The 17,781-nt window shown below is 65.1% G+C and carries 15 protein-coding genes; 13 read left to right on the forward strand and 2 right to left on the reverse strand.

Annotated features, from left to right (window positions below):
• The 13 genes from ACTIIH_RS02130 to ACTIIH_RS02190 form a co-directional block, all read left to right on the forward strand.
• Nucleotides 1-877 (forward strand): DUF4190 domain-containing protein (locus tag ACTIIH_RS02130; RefSeq protein ID WP_441450271.1); only part of this gene is annotated, 877 nt, incomplete at its 5' end.
• A 195-nt stretch (nucleotides 878-1,072) separates the two neighbouring features.
• On the forward strand, nucleotides 1,073-3,079 hold the full coding sequence (gene thrS, locus ACTIIH_RS02135; protein ID WP_101553553.1) for a threonine--tRNA ligase: 2,007 nt from the start codon (nucleotides 1,073-1,075) through the stop codon (nucleotides 3,077-3,079).
• Complete coding sequence (locus tag ACTIIH_RS02140) at nucleotides 3,076-3,681, forward strand: HIT family protein (protein WP_025777862.1); 606 nt, start codon at nucleotides 3,076-3,078, stop codon at nucleotides 3,679-3,681. Before thrS ends, ACTIIH_RS02140 begins: the two co-directional genes overlap by 4 nt.
• A complete protein-coding gene (locus ACTIIH_RS02145) occupies nucleotides 3,678-5,720 on the forward strand; it encodes an alpha/beta hydrolase family protein (protein ID WP_441450272.1) in 2,043 nt (680 codons plus the stop codon). The genes ACTIIH_RS02140 and ACTIIH_RS02145 overlap by 4 nt, the downstream gene beginning before the upstream one ends.
• A 130-nt stretch (nucleotides 5,721-5,850) precedes the next feature.
• Nucleotides 5,851-6,330, forward strand: a complete 480-nt coding sequence (locus ACTIIH_RS02150; RefSeq protein WP_101553443.1) for an NUDIX hydrolase — start codon at nucleotides 5,851-5,853, stop codon at nucleotides 6,328-6,330.
• 137 nt (nucleotides 6,331-6,467) lie between these two features.
• Nucleotides 6,468-7,220 carry a YebC/PmpR family DNA-binding transcriptional regulator gene (locus ACTIIH_RS02155; RefSeq protein ID WP_101553444.1) on the forward strand — a complete coding sequence of 251 codons (753 nt, stop codon included), beginning with the start codon at nucleotides 6,468-6,470 and terminating at the stop codon, nucleotides 7,218-7,220.
• Nucleotides 7,220-7,816, forward strand: coding sequence for a crossover junction endodeoxyribonuclease RuvC (ruvC, locus tag ACTIIH_RS02160; protein WP_101553445.1), 597 nt, complete (start codon nucleotides 7,220-7,222; stop codon nucleotides 7,814-7,816). The genes ACTIIH_RS02155 and ruvC overlap by 1 nt, the downstream gene beginning before the upstream one ends.
• A gap of 65 nt (nucleotides 7,817-7,881) precedes the next feature.
• Nucleotides 7,882-8,478 (forward strand): Holliday junction branch migration protein RuvA, encoded by a 597-nt coding sequence (ruvA, locus tag ACTIIH_RS02165; protein WP_441450273.1) that lies wholly within the window; start codon nucleotides 7,882-7,884, stop codon nucleotides 8,476-8,478.
• Nucleotides 8,475-9,551 (forward strand): Holliday junction branch migration DNA helicase RuvB, encoded by a 1,077-nt coding sequence (gene ruvB / locus ACTIIH_RS02170; protein ID WP_101553447.1) that lies wholly within the window; start codon nucleotides 8,475-8,477, stop codon nucleotides 9,549-9,551. The genes ruvA and ruvB overlap by 4 nt, the downstream gene beginning before the upstream one ends.
• A gap of 81 nt (nucleotides 9,552-9,632) precedes the next feature.
• Nucleotides 9,633-10,187, forward strand: a complete 555-nt coding sequence (yajC, locus tag ACTIIH_RS02175; RefSeq protein WP_240811955.1) for a preprotein translocase subunit YajC — start codon at nucleotides 9,633-9,635, stop codon at nucleotides 10,185-10,187.
• A 38-nt stretch (nucleotides 10,188-10,225) separates the two neighbouring features.
• On the forward strand, nucleotides 10,226-12,370 hold the full coding sequence (gene secD, locus ACTIIH_RS02180; RefSeq protein WP_441450274.1) for a protein translocase subunit SecD: 2,145 nt from the start codon (nucleotides 10,226-10,228) through the stop codon (nucleotides 12,368-12,370).
• A complete protein-coding gene (secF, locus tag ACTIIH_RS02185) occupies nucleotides 12,367-13,383 on the forward strand; it encodes a protein translocase subunit SecF (protein WP_441090027.1) in 1,017 nt (338 codons plus the stop codon). Before secD ends, secF begins: the two co-directional genes overlap by 4 nt.
• 20 nt (nucleotides 13,384-13,403) lie before the next feature.
• On the forward strand, nucleotides 13,404-15,701 hold the full coding sequence (locus ACTIIH_RS02190) for a RelA/SpoT family protein (protein ID WP_441090026.1): 2,298 nt from the start codon (nucleotides 13,404-13,406) through the stop codon (nucleotides 15,699-15,701).
• Here ACTIIH_RS02190 and ACTIIH_RS02195 read toward each other — a convergent pair.
• Together ACTIIH_RS02195 and ACTIIH_RS02200 are read right to left on the reverse strand one after the other, a co-directional pair.
• Nucleotides 15,680-16,234 (reverse strand): hypothetical protein, encoded by a 555-nt coding sequence (locus ACTIIH_RS02195; RefSeq protein ID WP_441090025.1) that lies wholly within the window; start codon nucleotides 16,232-16,234, stop codon nucleotides 15,680-15,682. The genes ACTIIH_RS02190 and ACTIIH_RS02195 overlap by 22 nt on opposite strands.
• 120 nt (nucleotides 16,235-16,354) lie before the next feature.
• Nucleotides 16,355-17,707, reverse strand: a complete 1,353-nt coding sequence (locus ACTIIH_RS02200; protein ID WP_441450275.1) for a DUF349 domain-containing protein — start codon at nucleotides 17,705-17,707, stop codon at nucleotides 16,355-16,357.
• Nucleotides 17,708-17,781: the final 74 nt, after the last annotated feature.

Consider the following 17,781-nt stretch of genomic DNA (forward strand, 5'->3'; position numbering starts at 1 on the left):
CTACGCAGGTGCAGACGGTTCCTCCGATCAGTTCATCCCGGCCAACCCGAACGCCTCCTACGGTCAGTACCCGCCGGGCGGCGGCGGGAACACGTCGAAGAACATCTGGGGCATCCTCGCTCTCATCGGCGGCATCGTCGGCGTCCTCGGCGCCTTCGTGTTCGGCGGCGGCGCGCTCTTCGGCATCGCCGCGGTGATCTTCGGCTTCGTCGGACTCTCCGCTGTCAAGAAGGGCCTCGCCAGCAACAAGGGCCTCAACATCACCGGCATCATCCTCGGTGGGCTGTCGATTCTCATCTCCATCGTCGTGGTGATCTTCACCATTCTCGGACTCGGAATGCTCGGCAAAGCCATTGACGAGGCCGCCAGCTCGGCAGCACCCGCCGATCCCAGTCAGGGGGCCGGACAGGATCCCAGCCAGGGGGCCGGACAGGATCCCAGCCAGGGCTCCGATGGCTCGGATGGAGGCGACGCCGCACCCGCTCAGGCCGGAGAGGTCGAGATCGGCACCGACGTCACTGCACAGATCAACGTCCGCGAGGGCACCGCAGGCGAGTACGCCTCAGGCGCCGAATCGACCAATGGCGAGATCGCCATCGTGACGATGACCGTGAAGAACAACTCGAATTCCGACCTGGAGATGACTCTCACGAACCTGTCCGCCAACGACGGCGGCAGCACGGAATACGACGACGTCTTCGACGGCGGAAACTACAAGGGCTCCCTGGCCTTCACCGATCCGGTTCCCGCCGGCGGCGAAACGACCTATGAATTCGCCTTCGCTGCCCCCACGGCCGAAATCGATGGGATGCACCTCAAGCTCGAACTCGTCGACGACCTCGGCAAGGGCAAGGACTTCGAGTTCTACAAGCAGTGACACTCTGTTTCCCGAGGTGACAGGGCCCAGACGGTCCTGAACGCTCGGCTGCAGGGGTCGCCGGACTCAGTATGGGTGGCAGTCTTCGGACTGTCACCCAACTGATTTGTCGCAACCGAATTGGTACTAGAATCTGAGGGTGAGTCGCCCACCGAACGGGCTGCTCGAATGAACACGGAACGAACGGAGAAATCAGTGGCAGACAGCATTGACTGCGCGGGCGAAAGCATTCCTTTCACAGAGGGGCTGACCGGAACGGAGATCTTCTCCACCGACCGCACGGTCGTTGCCATGTGGCTGAACGGCGAACCCGCCGACCTCAGCCGCGAGCTGCAGGCAGGCGATCGGATCGCCCCGATCACCATCGACTCCGATGCCGGACTCGATATCCTGCGCCACTCGACCGGTCACGTCACCGCTCAGGCCGTTCAGGAGCTCTTCCCGGGAACCAAACTCGGCATCGGTCCCTACATCACCGACGGCTACTACTTCGACTTCGACGTCGCCGAGCCCTTCACCCCTGAGGATCTCAAGGCGATCCAGAAGAAGGCCGCCCAGATCGTCAAGTCCGGCCAGACCTTCAACCGCGTCGTCGTCACCGAGGACGAGGCACGGGAGCGGATGGCGAACGAACCGTTCAAGCTCGAGCTCATCGACGACAAAGGCAAAGGCGGCGACGAAGAGACCTCCGTGGAGGTCGGCGGCGGTGAACTCACCGTCTACGAGAACGTCGACCGCAAGGGGGAAGTCGTGTGGCAGGACCTGTGCCGCGGTCCCCACCTGCCCAACACCAAGCTCATCGGCAACGGCTTCGCCATCACCCGATCCTCGGCCGCCTACTGGCGCGGCGACCAGGCGAATGCGAGCCTGCAGCGCGTCTACGGCACCGCCTGGGCTTCGAAGGACGACCTCAAGGCCTACCAGGACCGCATTGCCGAGGCCGAACGTCGCGACCATCGCAAACTCGGCGCCGAAATGGACCTGTTCTCCTTCCCCGAGGAGCTCGGCTCCGGTCTGCCCGTCTTCCACCCCAAGGGCGGCGTCATCAAACGGGAGATGGAGGACTACGTCCGCGCCCGTCACATCGCTGAGGGCTTCGAATACGTCGGCACCCCGCACATCTCGAAAGAGACCCTCTACTACACGTCGGGCCACCTGCCTTACTACGGCGAGAACATGTTCCCGGCGATGTCGGTCGACGAGGTCCGCGACGAGTCCGACCAGGTCGTCAAGGAGGGCACACCGTACCGGCTCAAGGCCATGAACTGCCCGATGCACAACCTCATCTACCGGTCCCGCGGCCGGTCCTATCGAGACCTGCCCCTGCGCCTGTTCGAGTTCGGCACCGTCTACCGCGATGAGGCCTCCGGTGTCATCCACGGCCTCACTCGCGTCCGCGCCCTGACCCAGGACGATTCGCACTCCTACGTCGCCCAGGAAGACGCCGGGAAGGAGATCCGCCATCTGCTGGGCTTCGTGCTCAGCCTCCTGCGCGACTTCGGCCTCGACGACTTCTACCTCGAGCTCTCCACCCGCGATGAGGACGGGAAGAAGGCGGATAAGTTCATCGGCTCCGACGAACAGTGGGCCGAAGCCACCAGCGTGCTCGAGGAGGTCGCCCAGGAGACCGGACTCGAACTCGTCCCCGATCCGGGCGGCGCGGCCTTCTACGGCCCGAAGATCTCCGTCCAGGCCCGCGACGCCATCGGCCGCACCTGGCAGATGTCGACCGTCCAGCTCGACTTCAACCAGCCCGAGCGCTTCGGCCTCGAATACGTCGCCGCCGACGGCTCCCGCAAACAGCCGGTGATGATCCACTCCGCGAAGTTCGGGTCCATCGAACGCTTCCTCGGCGTGCTCACCGAACACTACGCCGGAGCCTTCCCCGTGTGGCTGGCGCCCGTGCAGGTGACCTGCATCCCCGTGGCCGATGAGTTCAACGACTACCTCGCCGAGGTGGCCGACCAGCTGCGTGCCGCCGGAGTCCGCGTCGAGATCGACGACAGCGACGACCGGTTCCCGAAGAAGATCCGCAACGCGTCGAAGTCGAAGGTGCCCTTCACTCTCATCGCCGGAGGAGAGGACCGCGACGCCGGTGCCGTGTCCTTCCGCTTCCGCAGCGGTGAACAGGAGAACGGCGTGCCCGTCGCCGAGGCGGTGCGACGGATCCTCGACACGATCGAGACCAAGGCCCAGGTATGAGCGGAGGCGACGAGGACCGAACCGCTCAGGATCACTCGGGCGGCCGCCTCGGTGAGGGAATTCCCTGCGCCGAGGCCGCCGCCGGGTTCCCCGGGGAACCCGACGGATTCCAACGCCTGTGGACCCCGCACCGGATGGTCTACATCGACGGTCAGGACAAACCCAAGGACGATCGAGCCGACGAATGTCCGTTCTGCACGGCACCGTCGAAGACCGACGCGGACGGACTCATCGTCGCCCGCGGTCAGCACGTGTACGCGGTGCTCAACCTCTACCCGTACAACCCGGGCCATCTGCTCATCTGCCCCTACCGTCACGTCGCCGACTACACGGACCTGAGCCAAGACGAGACCGTCGAACTCGCCGGTTTCACGCAGCAGGCGATGCGCGTGATCCGGGCCGTGTCCGGACCCCACGGTTTCAACCTGGGCATGAATCAGGGACCGGTGGCCGGCGCGGGAATCGCCGCCCACCTGCACCAGCACGTCGTCCCGCGCTGGGGCGGAGACGCGAACTTCCTGCCCGTGATCGCTCAGACCAAGGCCCTGCCGCAGGTGCACGCCGATGTGCAGGCACGGCTGCAAAAGGAATGGAACAGATGAATCCTGAAGACCTCGGCACCCTCGCCGAGTACTCCTCGCCCATGCTGCGCGGCAGCGACACCGTCATCACGATCCGGCGACCCGACCTCGAGACCAACAGCTACCTCGCCCAGCTGTTCGCCTTGAGTGGCGACCGCTCCAGACGGCTGACACACTCTTGGTCGGACTCGGACCCGCAGTGCGGCCCGAACTGGTCGGGATATCTGAGCGCGGAGAAGAAGGCCGCCCCGCAGCTCTACGTCGGCGACAGCCTGGAGACGGCACACCAGATCACGGACAACCACCTCGGGGTGTCCGAATTCGCTCTCGACGACTCCAGCGCCAGGGCGCTCTACGTCGCCCGTGTCGCCGAACCCGGCCGCTACGGCCTCGACGTGGCCGTTCCGGCGTCCGAAGAGGCCCCACGCCGGATCACCACGGCGTCCTACCTGGCCAACGGACTCGGCTATACGAACGACCGCCCGGCCCGTGCCTTCCTCGTCGACCTCGCCGAACCCGGACTCGGCACCGTCGGCCTGCGGGGGGCCTCCGAGGTCCCGCTGTCGACGCTGCTGACCACTCCGGACACCGACGTCCACGACCCCCAGTTCTCCCCGGGCGGTCACTGGGCGAGCGTGATCGCGGCAGCCGAACCCGATCGGGGCCGACCCGACCTGCGCAGCACCGTGTGGCTGCTCGGCCGCGAGGAGTCGCACCCGCTCGACCTGCCGCCGATGAGTCTGAGTCTGCACATGTGGATCGACACCGAACGGGTGCTGCTGCTCGGCAACGCTCTGAGCCGGGACGAACTCGACTTCGTCGGGCAGATGCCCGGACTCTTCCTCCACGACATGACGACCGGCTCCACGAGGCGGCTGACCGACCCGGAGACCGTGGCCCTGGCGCCGATCCGGCCGCAGATCCACGGGGGAGCGGTCGTCGCCGCCGTCGACACCGACGGAGCCACCCGGATCGTTCGCATCGGCCTCGACGCCGCACAGGTCGCCCTCGACGACCTCGACTTCCTCACCGACGACACCACCGTCGTCAACGGCTTCGACCTCGACGAGGAGACCCTCGTCTTCACCGGATCGACTCCACACTCTCCGGCCGTCCTCGGCCGGATCGGTCTCGACGCCCGCGCGGACTCCGGGGCCGCCTCGGTGACGGGTGAGACGGTCATCGTCAAGGAGCATCCGGCACCGGCGAACTCCGTCGAACCCCAGGTGCTGCGGGTGCCAGGCGTTTCCGGGACGATCACCGGCTGGCTGGCCAAACCGCACGGGGAGGGACCCTTCCCCGTCATCCTCAACATCCACGGCGGGCCCTTCGCCCAGTACACGCATTCGTGGTTCGACGAGACCCAGGTGCTCACCTCCGCAGGATATGCCGTCGTGTATTCGAACCCGCGCGGATCCGGCGGCCGCACCCGCAGCTGGGGGACCGCCGTCCAAGGCGATATGGCGGCTCCGGCGATGGCCGATGTGCTCGCCGTCCTCGACCACGCCCTCGAATCCGATCCCACCCTCGACCGCAGCCGGCTGGGCATCCAGGGCGGATCGTATGGGGGATATCTCACAGCCATGACGATCGCCGCGGACCATCGCTTCGACGCAGCCATCGTCGAACGCGGCTACCTCGATCCCGACAGCTTCGTCGGGACCTCCGACATCGGGCGCTTCTTCACCGAGGAGTACACGAGCCGCAGCCGAGAGGCCATCGCGGCCCAATCGCCCCTGGCCCACGCCCCACAGGTCGGCACACCGACTCTGGTGATGCATTCGGAACTCGATCTGCGCTGCCCGCTGGAACAGGCACAGCAGTACTACGCGGCCCTGCAGCGAGCCGGAGTCGACACCGAGATGCTCATCTTCCCCGGCGAGAACCACGAGCTCTCCCGGGCCGGGCAGCCCCGCCACCGCCGGCAGCGTTTCGAAGCCATCCTCGACTGGTGGGACCGGTACCTCAGCGGCGGGGAGCGGACCCGGCCGGAGGGTGAGCGACATCGCTCGGGCGAGGCTGAACCTGGTGCCGTCTCCGCGGCCGACTCCGCCTCGTGAACGTCGAGTTGGTGGGGAACGCGCAGAGCCGATATCGTTCTCAGGGCCGCTGTCGTGCTCTTGCCGAAATCCCCCAGCGTCATTATTCTGCAAACACTTGCCTCCCTTCGCCGCCGACCACTGGAGAAACATGAAACCTCGTAAAGCCTCACGGGTCGTTTTACTCAATGAGCGCGACGAGGTCCTCCTGATCCGGGCCCAAGACCTGCTGACCCCCAGCCACCAGTGGTGGATGACCTGCGGCGGAGGTTCCGAACTCGGCGAATCGGCCGCGCAGACGGCGGCCCGGGAACTGGCCGAGGAGACCGGGATCGAATGCGAACCCCACGAACTCATCGGCCCCTTGGCCACTCGTGACGAGGTCTTCGAATTCACGGAGAAGTCACTGCGCCAGGTCGAAACCTATTTCGCCTTCCGCACCACCGAGGACATCGAACTCGAAGACGCGGTCTGGACGGACATCGAGAAACGCAGCCTGCTCGAATTCCGCTGGTGGACCCGGGAGGAGCTCCTGGCCACGACGGAGACGATCTATCCGAAGAATCTGCTCGGCCTCATCGACCTGTCCACCGCCGGGTCCATTCCCGACGTGCCGCTGGTCATCGACTGAACCCGCGACTGCGCACCGAGGCGAGTCCGCACGGAGTCGCCGACGTGAGGCCGCACGGAATCGCCCACAGCCGTCTGCATGGGTCCCGGCGATCAGCGTATAGACTTGAGAGGCTGTAACTACAGGAAGGAACACCAGTGTCAGGTCATTCCAAATGGGCAACGACTAAACACAAGAAGGCTGCCATCGATGCCAAGCGCGGCAAACTCTTCGCCAAGCTGATCAAGAACATCGAGGTTGCCGCTCGCAACGGTGGACCCGACCCCGACGGCAACCCGACGCTGTTCGACGCGATCCAGAAGGCGAAGAAGAACTCCGTTCCCGCCGACAACATCACCCGCGCGGTCAAGCGCGGCGGCGGCCTTGACGGCTCCGGAGTCAACTACGAGACGATCATGTACGAAGGCTACGCCGCCGGCGGTGTGGCTCTGCTCATCGAGTGTCTCACCGACAACCGCAACCGGGCCGCCTCCGAGGTGCGCGTGGCCGTGACCCGCAACGGCGGGTCGATGGCCGACCCCGGTTCGGTGACGTACAACTTCAACCGCAAGGGCGTCATCACCGTGGGCGCCGAGGAGACCGACGAAGAGGCCATCCTGCTGGCGACCATGGACGCCGGGGCCGAAGAGGTCAAGGAAGTCGGCGAGAAGTTCGAGATCATCTGCGAGGCCACCGACCTCGTGGCCGTGCGCACCGCTCTCGTCGACGCCGGGATCGACTACGATTCGGCCGAAGCCTCTTTCGTACCCGAACTCGAGGTCAGCCTCGACGCAGAGACCGCGCAGAAGGTCTTCACCCTCATCGACGCGCTCGAAGACAGCGACGAGGTCCAGAACGTCTACTCGAACGCCGATGTCAGCGATGAGGTCCTCGCCGAACTCGATGCCTGATGCGCATCCTCGGCGTTGACCCCGGACTGACCCGGTGCGGGCTCGGTGTCATCGACACCCTGCCCGCCCGGAAGGCGACGATGGTCGCCGTCGACGTCCTGCGGACCCCCTCGGCCGATTCCGTCGACCTGCGCCTCGGCGCCATCGCCGAGGCGTTCGACACCTGGTTGGACACGTACCGTCCCGATGTCGTCGCCATCGAACGCGTCTTCGCCCGCAACGATGTCTCCACGATCATGGGCACCGCCCAGGCATCGGGACTGACGATGGGGCTGGCGGCCCGCCGCGGACTGCCCGTGGCCATGCACACCCCGTCGGAGGTCAAGGCCGCGATCACCGGTTCGGGACGTGCGGACAAGAAGCAGGTCACCTCGATGGTGACACGGATCCTCGGGCTCGAGGCACCGCCGAAGCCCGCCGACGCCGCGGACGCTCTGGCGATCGCGATCTGCCATTCCTGGCGCGGGGCTCTGTCGGCCCAATCGACGCCGGGGCAGAACAAGGACCTCACCGAACGCAAGGCCGGTGGCCGGCAGGGCAGCGGACTGACGAAGGCCCAGAAGCAGTGGGCCGAGGCTATGCGGCGCGCCAAGTGAGCATGGGGCAGAGGGCGCCTGCTAACCTGGATTCGTACACGTGTTCCCCTTAAGAAAGGCTGTCCGTGATCAGTTTCCTCAGCGGTACGGTGCATCGGATCGCAGCTGACCACCTCGTCGTTCTCACCTATGGTGTCGGCCGCAAGGTCCACGTCACCCCCGACACCCTGGCAGGCACCCGGCACGGCGCCGAGATCGAACTGGTCACCAGCCTCGTGGTGCGCGAAGACTCGATGACGCTGTTCGGCTTCACCACCGAAGACGAGAACCATACCTTCGAAGTGCTGCTGTCGATCTCCGGAATCGGCCCGCGCCTGGCGATGGCGATCCTGTCGGTGATGGGACCCGACGAGCTCGCTGCCGCGATCACGACTCAGGACGCCAATGCGCTCACCCGCGTGCCCGGAATCGGGAAGAAGGGCGCCTCACGCATCATCCTCGAACTCGAGAACAAGCTGCCGAAGCTCACCGCTGCCGCTCCCGGGCCGACCCTGTCATTCGGCGGTGGGAACCAGCAGGTCGTCGACGCCCTCGTGGGACTGGGGTGGAAGGAAGCGCAGGCCGAGGAGGTCGTCGCCGAGGTCGTCAAGGAGACCGGTGCTGACGCCGGCACCTCCGTGATCCTCAAGGCCGCACTGAAGGTCCTGGGTGCGAAGAAATGACGAGCTCCTTCGACCGTGACTCCTACGAGGTTGACTTCGGCGACCAAGACTTGACCGGAGCCGAACAGGACAGGCTCGTCTCCGGACGCGCCGAGACGGCCGAACGCGATGCCGAGGCGGCGCTGCGCCCGAAGGGCCTGGCCGACTTCATCGGCCAGCCGCAGGTGCGTGAGCAGCTCTCCCTCGTCCTCGACGCCGCGAAGGCCAGGCAGAAGGCTCCCGACCATGTGCTGCTCTCCGGTCCTCCCGGGCTCGGCAAGACCACTCTGGCAATGATCATCGCCCATGAGATGAACGCGAGCCTGCGGGTGACCTCCGGCCCTGCCGTCCAGCATGCCGGCGACCTCGCAGCGATCCTGTCCTCCCTCGAGGAAGGCGAAGTCCTCTTCATCGATGAGATCCACCGGATGGCCCGTGCCGCGGAGGAGATGCTCTATGTGGCGATGGAGGACTTCCGAGTCGATGTCATCGTCGGCAAAGGACCCGGCGCGACCGCCATTCCGCTCGATCTCCCGCAGTTCACTCTCGTCGGCGCCACGACCCGGTCCGGTCTGCTTCCGGCGCCGCTGCGCGACCGCTTCGGCTTCACCGCCCTGCTCGACTTCTATTCGAGCGCCGACCTGCTCACGGTTCTCAGGCGTTCGGCCCGGATGCTCGGCATCGAATCCGAGCTCGCCGGGCTCGAAGAGATCTCCACACGTTCGCGGGGCACCCCGCGAATCGCGAATCGACTGCTGCGCCGCGTCCGCGACTGGGCACAGGTGCGCGGGAGCGGAATCATCGACGAGGAAGCCGCCACCAACGCCCTGCGCGTCTACGAGGTCGACGAACTCGGTCTCGACCGACTCGACCGCTCGGTTCTGCAGGTGCTGTGCCAGCGCTTCGGCGGAGGCCCGGTCGGGCTGGGAACCCTCGCTGTATCCGTGGGCGAAGAAGCCGACACCGTCGAAACCGTGTCCGAGCCGTACCTCGTGCGGGAAGGGCTGATCAGCCGCACCCCACGGGGACGGGTGGCCACCTCGGCCGCCTGGAATCACCTGAAAATGCAGATCCCAGCAAACTATGAGTTCTGAACCGCGCATTTGAGTTCGCTATGAGAGGTGAGGACGAACTAAGCTGGTTCACTGATTCATTCATATGAAAGGCTGATATCTGTGGATTTGCTGATCCCTCTTGCGCTTGCCGCGCTGCTGATCTTTTTCCTGTTCAATTCTCGGCGTAAGCAGAAAGCGCGTGCGGAGCAGATCAAATCGGGTCTCGTGCCCGGCGCAACCGTGATGACGACCTTCGGTGTCTTCGGCACCGTGCTCTCCATCGACGAAGAGAACAACCAGGTGACCATCGAATCGGGACCAGGTACGGTCCTGCGCGTGCACCGCCAGGCGATCGGCCAGATCGAGAACAACCAGGCCGCAGCGCCGGTCGACGCGCCCGCCGCCGACACGCCCGCCGCTGATGCCGATGTCGATGCCGCCGCCGATGACGAGAAGCCGGCCATCACCGATGCTGAGCTCGACGCCATGAACGAACGCAAGCGCGCCGAGAAGGACACGGCGGATGACGAGGCTGCTGAGGACATCAGCACTGAGGAATCTGCTGCGGAGACCGAGGACGTCGACGCTGAGGCCGCAGAGACCGATGCCGATTCCGCCGCTGCGGATGACGCTTCCACGGATTCGACGGACTCGGATACCGACAAGAAGAACTGATCCGTTCTCGCCCTCTGCTCCCGACTGAAAGCTGAAACGTGTCCGATATCGAAGAAAAACCACGCCCTGGTTTGCGCTTCCTGTGGCTGGCCATCATCACTGTGGCCCTGGCCGCAATCATCGCCGGCGGGGTCATCTGGTCGAATGCCACGACGACTCCGAAGCTCGCGCTCGACCTCGAGGGCGGAACCTCGATCATCCTGGAACCACAGGTGTCCGAGGGCACGGACATCAGCAAGGAGCAGCTCGACCAGGCCGTGGCGATCATCCGTCAGCGCGTCGACTCGACCGGTGTCTCCGAAGCCGAGATCTCGACGCAGGGTGACCGCAACATCGTCGTCAACCTCCCGGGCAACCCCGACGAGGAGACACGCAACCTCGTGCGTTCGTCGGCTCAGCTCGTGTTCCGTCGTGTGGCGCTGGTCGGTGACCCGCGTTCACAGGAGCAGATCCAGAAGGAGCAGGAGAGCAGCGGCGAGGAGTCGGGCGCCGATGACGGGCTGAGCGACGAAGAGCGCAAACGCCTCGAGGATCTCACCGGCGCCGACTCACAGGGCGACGGACAGGGAGAGGATCAGGCTCCGTCCGGCGGCGGCGATGTCGTCGAGGCCGGCGGCTCGGCGACGAAGACGGACGAGTCCACAGAGGAGACGAAGTCCTCGGAGTCGGAGAGCAAGGACGCGGAGAAGTCCGGAGAAGGCAGCGGCTCGAGCGGGGGCTCGAAGGTCACCGACTCGACACCGCGGCCTCTCTTCGATCCCGAGAAGGACGCCTCCGAATGGCAGACCGACACAATCATCAAGGAATACTCGGAGCTCGACTGCACGAACAAGAAGAATCGGACGGGCGGGCAGCAGCAGCCCTCGGACGAACCGGTCGTCTCGTGCTCCGAAGACGGACAGGCCAAGTACATCCTCGGGCCCGTCGAACTCTCCGGTGATCACCTTGCCGATGCGAACGCGGGCTATGCCGCGGGAGCCAACGGCGTGCAGACCAACAATCCTGCCGTCAACCTCTCCTTCGATTCGACCGGGCGTGAGATCTTCAAGCAGATCACCTCGGACATCACCGGCAAACAGCAGCCGTACAACCAGTTCGCTATCGAGCTCGACGGCCTGGTGCTCTCGGCTCCCTCCTCGAACGCGGTGATCACCGACGGCAACGCTCAGATCACCGGCAATTTCACTCTCGACGAGGCACAGACTCTGGCCAATCAGCTCAAGAACGGTTCGCTGCCGCTGAGCTTCCAGGTCCAGAGTGAGGACCAGATCTCGCCGACCCTGGGATCGAACTACCTCAAGATCGGTCTGCTCACCGGACTCGTCGGACTCCTGCTCGTCGTCGTGTACTCGCTGCTGCAGTACCGAGTGCTCGGCCTCGTCACCGTTTCGAGCCTCGTCGTCGCCGGTGTGCTCACCTACCTGCTGCTGCTGTTGGCGTCGTGGAGGTACGGCTACCGACTGTCCCTGGCCGGTGTCGCCGGTATCATCATCGGAATCGGCATGGCGGCGGACTCGTTCATCGTCTACTTCGAACGTGTCCGAGACGAACTGCGCAGCGGTCGCAATCTGCTCTCCGCGGTCGAGGTCGGCTGGGACCGTGCCAAGCGCACGATCTACGCCTCGAAGGCAGTGAACATGCTCGCCGCGGTCATTCTCTACATCCTGGCTGTCGGCTCGGTGCGAGGCTTCGCCTTCACCCTGGGTCTGACCGTGATCATCGACGTGCTCGTCGTCTTCCTGTTCACCCACCCGATGCTGCAGTTCCTGGCCCGCACGAAGTTCTTCGGCGAGGGCCACCCGATGTCCGGAATGGATCCGCGTCTGCTCGGGGTCAAGCCCGCCGCCTATCGTGGAGCGCTCAATCTGTCCATCGATGACAAGGACAAGACCCCCGAGGCCAAGCGGCGCGAGAAGGCACGGATGCGCAAGGCCGGGATGACAGCCGAGAACGGTTCCGACACAACCACCGCGGCCGCGTCCGAGTCGGAGGAGATCACGACCGACGAGTCGAAGGCGTCCACGGCCGCGAAGTCGAAGACCGCCGAATCGAAACCGGCGAAGTCCGCTGCCGCGGCGGGCGGAATGACCATCGCCGAGCGGAAGGCCGCGGCCCGACGGGCCGAGGAAGACGATGCCGTCACAGACTCGACGGCTGACGACGGCAAGGAGGCTGACAAGTGAAACGGTTCTTTGCCTGGGGCAACCGCCTGCACAGCGGCGAATCATCGATCCCCTTCGTCGGCAAGGCGAAGCTGTGGCTGGCCATCTCCGGAGTCCTCGTCCTCCTGTCCCTGCTCGTCCCGCTCATCTTCGGCTTCAACTTCGGCATCGCCTTCAAGGGCGGTTCGCAGTTCCAGGTCGACCACGTCACCGATACCTCGGCGGCCAAGGGCGAAGGGATCATCAACGAGGTGGTCTCCGGGGTCGAGCCGCGCCTGACGCCGACCAGTGACACGGCCGTCCAGATCGAGACGAACCAGCTCACCGACCCGCAGATGCAGGAAGTCCGCGACGCTCTCGTCGCGGGCTACGACGTGAAGGTCGAAGACGTCACCTCGACGTTCGTCGGACCCGAATGGGGTCAGGACGTGACGTCGAAGATGATCCGCGCACTCGTCATCTTCGTGGCCATCGCCCTCGTCGTCATGGCCCTGTACTTCCGCACCTGGAAGATGTCGCTCGCGGCGATCGTCGGCCTCTTCGTCGTGATGATCGTGACCATGGGCATCTACTCGGCCACCGGCTTCGAAGTCACCCCGGAGGCCATCATCGGCTTCCTCACTGTGCTCAGCTTCTCGCTCTATGACACGGTGGTGGTCTTCGATAAGATCCGAGAGAACACGACGAGATTCGAGGAGAAGCGGAACCTCAAGTTCTCAGAACTCGTCAACCTCGGCGTGAATCAGACGACCGTGCGCTCGATCAACACCTCAGTGGTGTCGGTGCTTCCGATCGCCTCCATCCTTTTCATCGGCGTGTTCCTCCTCGGCGCTGGAACACTGGTCGATATCTCGCTGTCCCTGTTCATCGGTACTATAGTGGCAGCCGCTTCGACGCTGTTCGTCGCGAGCCCCCTCTACGCCCTCCTCCGCGCAAATGAACCGGCGGTCAAGGCACAGGAGGAGGCCGTGCGTGAACTACGCTTGAAGAATGGGGGAGCAGACGTCCCACCGGTGACTCACGCCGAAGTCTGATTCCCGAGAGAGGAGATGGTGTGGCATCGTCGGCTGATTCGCGCCGTCCGCGAGGCATCTCCCGCTTAGCCTGGTGGGCGGCGAGGGCGCAGAACAACCCTGGTTACCCGCGAGTGCTCGGCCCGATGATCCGGGCCCTGCAGTCGAACCATCCGAAGGCGGACATCGACCTCGTCGTCAGGGCCTACAAGGTCGCTGAGGAGGCCCACCGCGGGCAGACCCGCAAGTCCGGTGATGCCTATATCACCCATCCCATCGCGGTGGCGACGATCCTCGCGGAGATCGGCATGCTGCCGGTCACACTCGCCGCAGCTCTGCTGCACGACACGGTCGAAGACACCTCGTATTCGCTCGACGAACTCACCGAGGAATTCGGTTCCGAGGTCGCAGCCATGGTCGACGGGGTGACGAAGCTCGACAAGCTCACGTACGGGCAGGCCGCGCAGTCCGAGACCGTGCGCAAGATGATCGTGGCGATGGCCAAGGACATCCGCGTCCTCGTCATCAAGCTCGCGGACCGCCTGCACAACGCGCGCACCTGGCGATTCGTCCCGGCCTCGTCGAGCACGAAGAAGGCCCGCGAGACCCTCGACATCTTCGCCCCGTTGGCACACCGCTTGGGCATGAATACGATCAAATGGGAGCTCGAGGACCTGTCCTTCCAGGTTCTCCATCCCAAGGTCTACGACGAAGTGGTCCGACTCGTCGCCGACAGGGCTCCCGAACGTGAGAAGTATCTGGCCACGGTCTCCGAGGAGCTCCAGGGCGAACTCAAGGAATCCGGGATCGATGCCTCCATCACCGGTCGGCCCAAGCACTACTACTCGATCTATCAGAAGATGGTCGTGCGCGGACACGAATTCGCAGACATCTACGATCTCGTCGGGGTCCGCGTCCTCGTCGAATCCGTGCGCGAATGCTACGCCACCCTCGGCATCGTCCACGCCCGGTGGAACCCGGTTCCCGGACGGTTCAAGGACTATATCGCGATGCCGAAGTACAACATGTACCAGAGCCTGCACACCACGGTGATCGGGCCAGCCGGCAAACCCGTCGAGATTCAGATCCGGACCCACGAGATGGACCGTCGCGCAGAATTCGGCGTCGCCGCTCACTGGAAGTACAAGGATCTGAATAAGTCCTCGAAGGCCGTGACCTCGAACACCGCCCGCTCTGTGAAGGTCTCCGACGCCGGAGAGGTCGACGACGCCGCCTGGCTGCGACAACTCCTGGACTGGCAGCGCGAGGTCTCCGATCCCGACGAATTCCTCGACAGCCTCCGCTACGAGGTGAACTCGAAGGAGGTCTACGTCTTCACCCCCAAGGGCGAGGTGATGAGCCTGCCGGCGGGAGCCACCCCCATCGACTTCGCCTACGCCGTGCACACCGAGGTCGGACACAAGACGATGGGCGCCCGCGTCAACGGTCGCCTCGTCGCCTTGGACACGGAGCTGAAGAACGGGGATTCTGTCGAGGTATTCACCTCGAAGGATGAGAATGCCGGGCCCAGCCGTGACTGGCTCGGCTTCGTCAAGAGCCCGCGTGCCCGCAGCAAGATCCGTCAGTGGTTCTCGAAGGAGCGCCGCGAAGAGGCGATCGAGAACGGTCGCGAACAGCTTGCCCGGGCGATGCGCCGCCATACGATCTCCGCCGCGTCGCTGATGAGCCAGGAGGCCCTCCAAGTCGTCGCCACGGAGATGCGTCTGCCCGATGTCAGCGCCCTCTATGCCGCGATCGGCAACGGCGTGTCTTCGGCTCAGCACGTCGTTGATCTGCTGGCCAAAGAGGTCGGGGAGGACGACGAGTCGGTCGTGCTGCCGCCGGAGCCGCGCAACCGCACCGGCCAGTCCTCGGGACATCATTCCTCGTCGGAAGGCGTCATCGTCAAAGGCGTCGACGATGTGCTCGTCAAGCTCGCCCGATGCTGCACCCCGGTGCCGGGAGACGAGATCCTCGGCTTCGTCACCCGCGGTTCGGGCGTCTCCGTCCATCGCGTCGACTGCCCGAACGTCACCTCACTCAAACGGGAGCCCGAACGCATGGTCGAGGTGTCCTGGGGCGAGAAGACGAGCGGAATCTACCTCGTCCAGATCCAGGTCGAGGCCCTCGACCGCGCCGGTCTCCTCTCCGACATCACCAAGGTGCTCACCGAGACCCATGTGAATATCCTGTCGGCGTCGGTCGGCACCTCCAGGGCTCGTGTGGCACAGTCGAAGTTCGTCTTCGAGATGAGCGACGCCAGCCACCTGGACACCGTGCTCTCGGCCGTGCGCAAGGTCGAAGGCGTCTTCGACGTCTACCGCATCTCCGGCGGCTGACCCTCCCGGTCCAAGGCCTCGCGCATCTGGGCGACGAACGGTCGACGGGCCACCTCGGTGAGGTAGTCCCGGAGACGCTGACGCAGACCGCTGGGGATCTCCGCGATGATGCCCTTGAGCGCCCGCGGCGACTCCGCCGACCAGTTCCGGAAATGGGGGAAGAGCAGATCGTAGAGCGTGCGTTCCTCCGTGGTGATCGGCAGCTCGTCGATGAGGCACCAGTCATCCTGCGCCAGATTCGTCTCGTGGACGTCGAAACCGTCATCGGCGATCCACCGGCGTCTGGGCAGCGTGATGAAGCTCAGCGGAGCGGGAGCTCTGCCGAGTCCGCGGTGCACCCACCAGGCGCTGTCGTGGGAGAGCGCGAGTCCGGGCGGGATGAGCGAATGCAGGGCGGCCATCCGCTCTGCGGGTGAGAGGATGGCGCCCTTGCGCACCCATGTCGATTCGGTCAGTCGGATGAGCAGCCCGTCGAGGGTGAGCTCGGTGAGCTGCTCGTACCCGAAGTCCCGCAGATGAAACAACGCCTCCATACCCGAACTATCGTCGGATGTGGAGGCGTAGACAAGACTTCGGTGAGCGCCTGTGGACAGGTGCTGACTCGAACGTCAGAAGCTGTGGACGAGTGCCCAAGCCCCAGTCGAGTTGCGGTCTCAGTCGAGTTCTGCGGCGGTCTGGGCGAGCTGATCCCGCCAGGCGCGGCGAGCGTCAAGAGCCTCCTGGGCCGCGGCGACGGTCTTCTCATCGCCGCCGGACTTCGCGGCCTCGAGCTTCCTCTCCAGGTCGACGATCGACTCGTCGAGCTGGCTCAGCGCACCCGAGGTGCGGGCCTTCGTCTCCGGGTTGCTGCGCTGCCACGCGGCCTCCTCTGCGTCGGCGAGTGCACGTTCGACATCGCGCAGTCCGTTCTCCATCCGGGAGATATCGGCGCGAGGAACCTTTCCCGCGTCCTCCCACTGGTCCTGGATGGTGCGCAACTCGCGCTTGGCCGCCACCGGATCGGTGATCGGCAGCAGCGCCTGAGCCTTCTTCAGCAGCTCTTCCTTGACGACGAGGTTGCCCTTGAACTCCTCATCCAGGGCGGCGTTCTCCGCATCACGGGCGGAGAAGAACACGTCCTGTGCCGCCCGGAACCGGGCCCACAGCGCGTCATCGTCCTTCCGCGACGCACGCGGGGCGCGCTTCCACTGGCTCATCAGGTCCTTGTACTTCTGGGACACGGTGCGGAAATCGGTCGAAGCCGACAGCGATTCCGCCTCGGCGACGATCTTCTCCTTGATCCTTTTGCCTTCGGCATTGACCTTGTCGAGTTCGGCGAAGAACTCCTTGCGCTTGTGCTCGAAGGTGTTCCTGGCCTGGGAGAACCGGCCCCACAGCTCCTGATCGACGGCACGCGGCAGACGCGGTCCGCTGCGCTGCATGTCCTTCCACTGGGCGAAGAGCTCACGCAGACGCGCACCCGACTGCTTCCACTGGATCTTCGACGGCTCCTGCTTGGCCAGAGTCTCGGCCTCCACGACAAGAGCCTCACGGTCCTCGGCGGCTGCCAGCTTGGCTGCCTGGGCCCGGGCAGCCTGCCGGGACTCCGTGGCCTCGGCATCGGAGATGAGAGTGTCGAGAGTAGCGCTGAGCCCCTTGAGATCACCAACGACGTTGGCTTCCGGCAGCGACTCCTGCAGCGACTTCGCCGCCGAGACGACCTCACGGCCGGGAGCGCCGGCGGAGAGACGATTGCGCAGCAGGACCGCGCTCTCGGCGAGTTCGACGTACTTCTTCGCGAAGTACTCGAGCGCCTCGTCCGCAGTGGCGTCCGGGTACTGACCGACGGCCCGTTCGCCCTCGGGAGTGGTGACGAACACATTGCCGTCCGCATCGGCACGACCATGAGTCACCGCGCGAGCCACCTCGGCGTCGTGGTCGATATGGCTGGCATTGACCACCTGTGCCGCCTGCGGACGCGGCAGCGACGACGGACGGGGGGTCGGCTTCGGTGTCGGGGTCGACATGGTTCTCACCTTGTTTCCATCGGTCGAACCGGCAGGTCATTCCACCCGCCGATCACTCGATTGTGGGATAGACG

The organism is Brevibacterium sp., assembly GCF_052105255.1.
GTDB lineage: Bacteria > Actinomycetota > Actinomycetes > Actinomycetales > Brevibacteriaceae > Brevibacterium > Brevibacterium linens_B.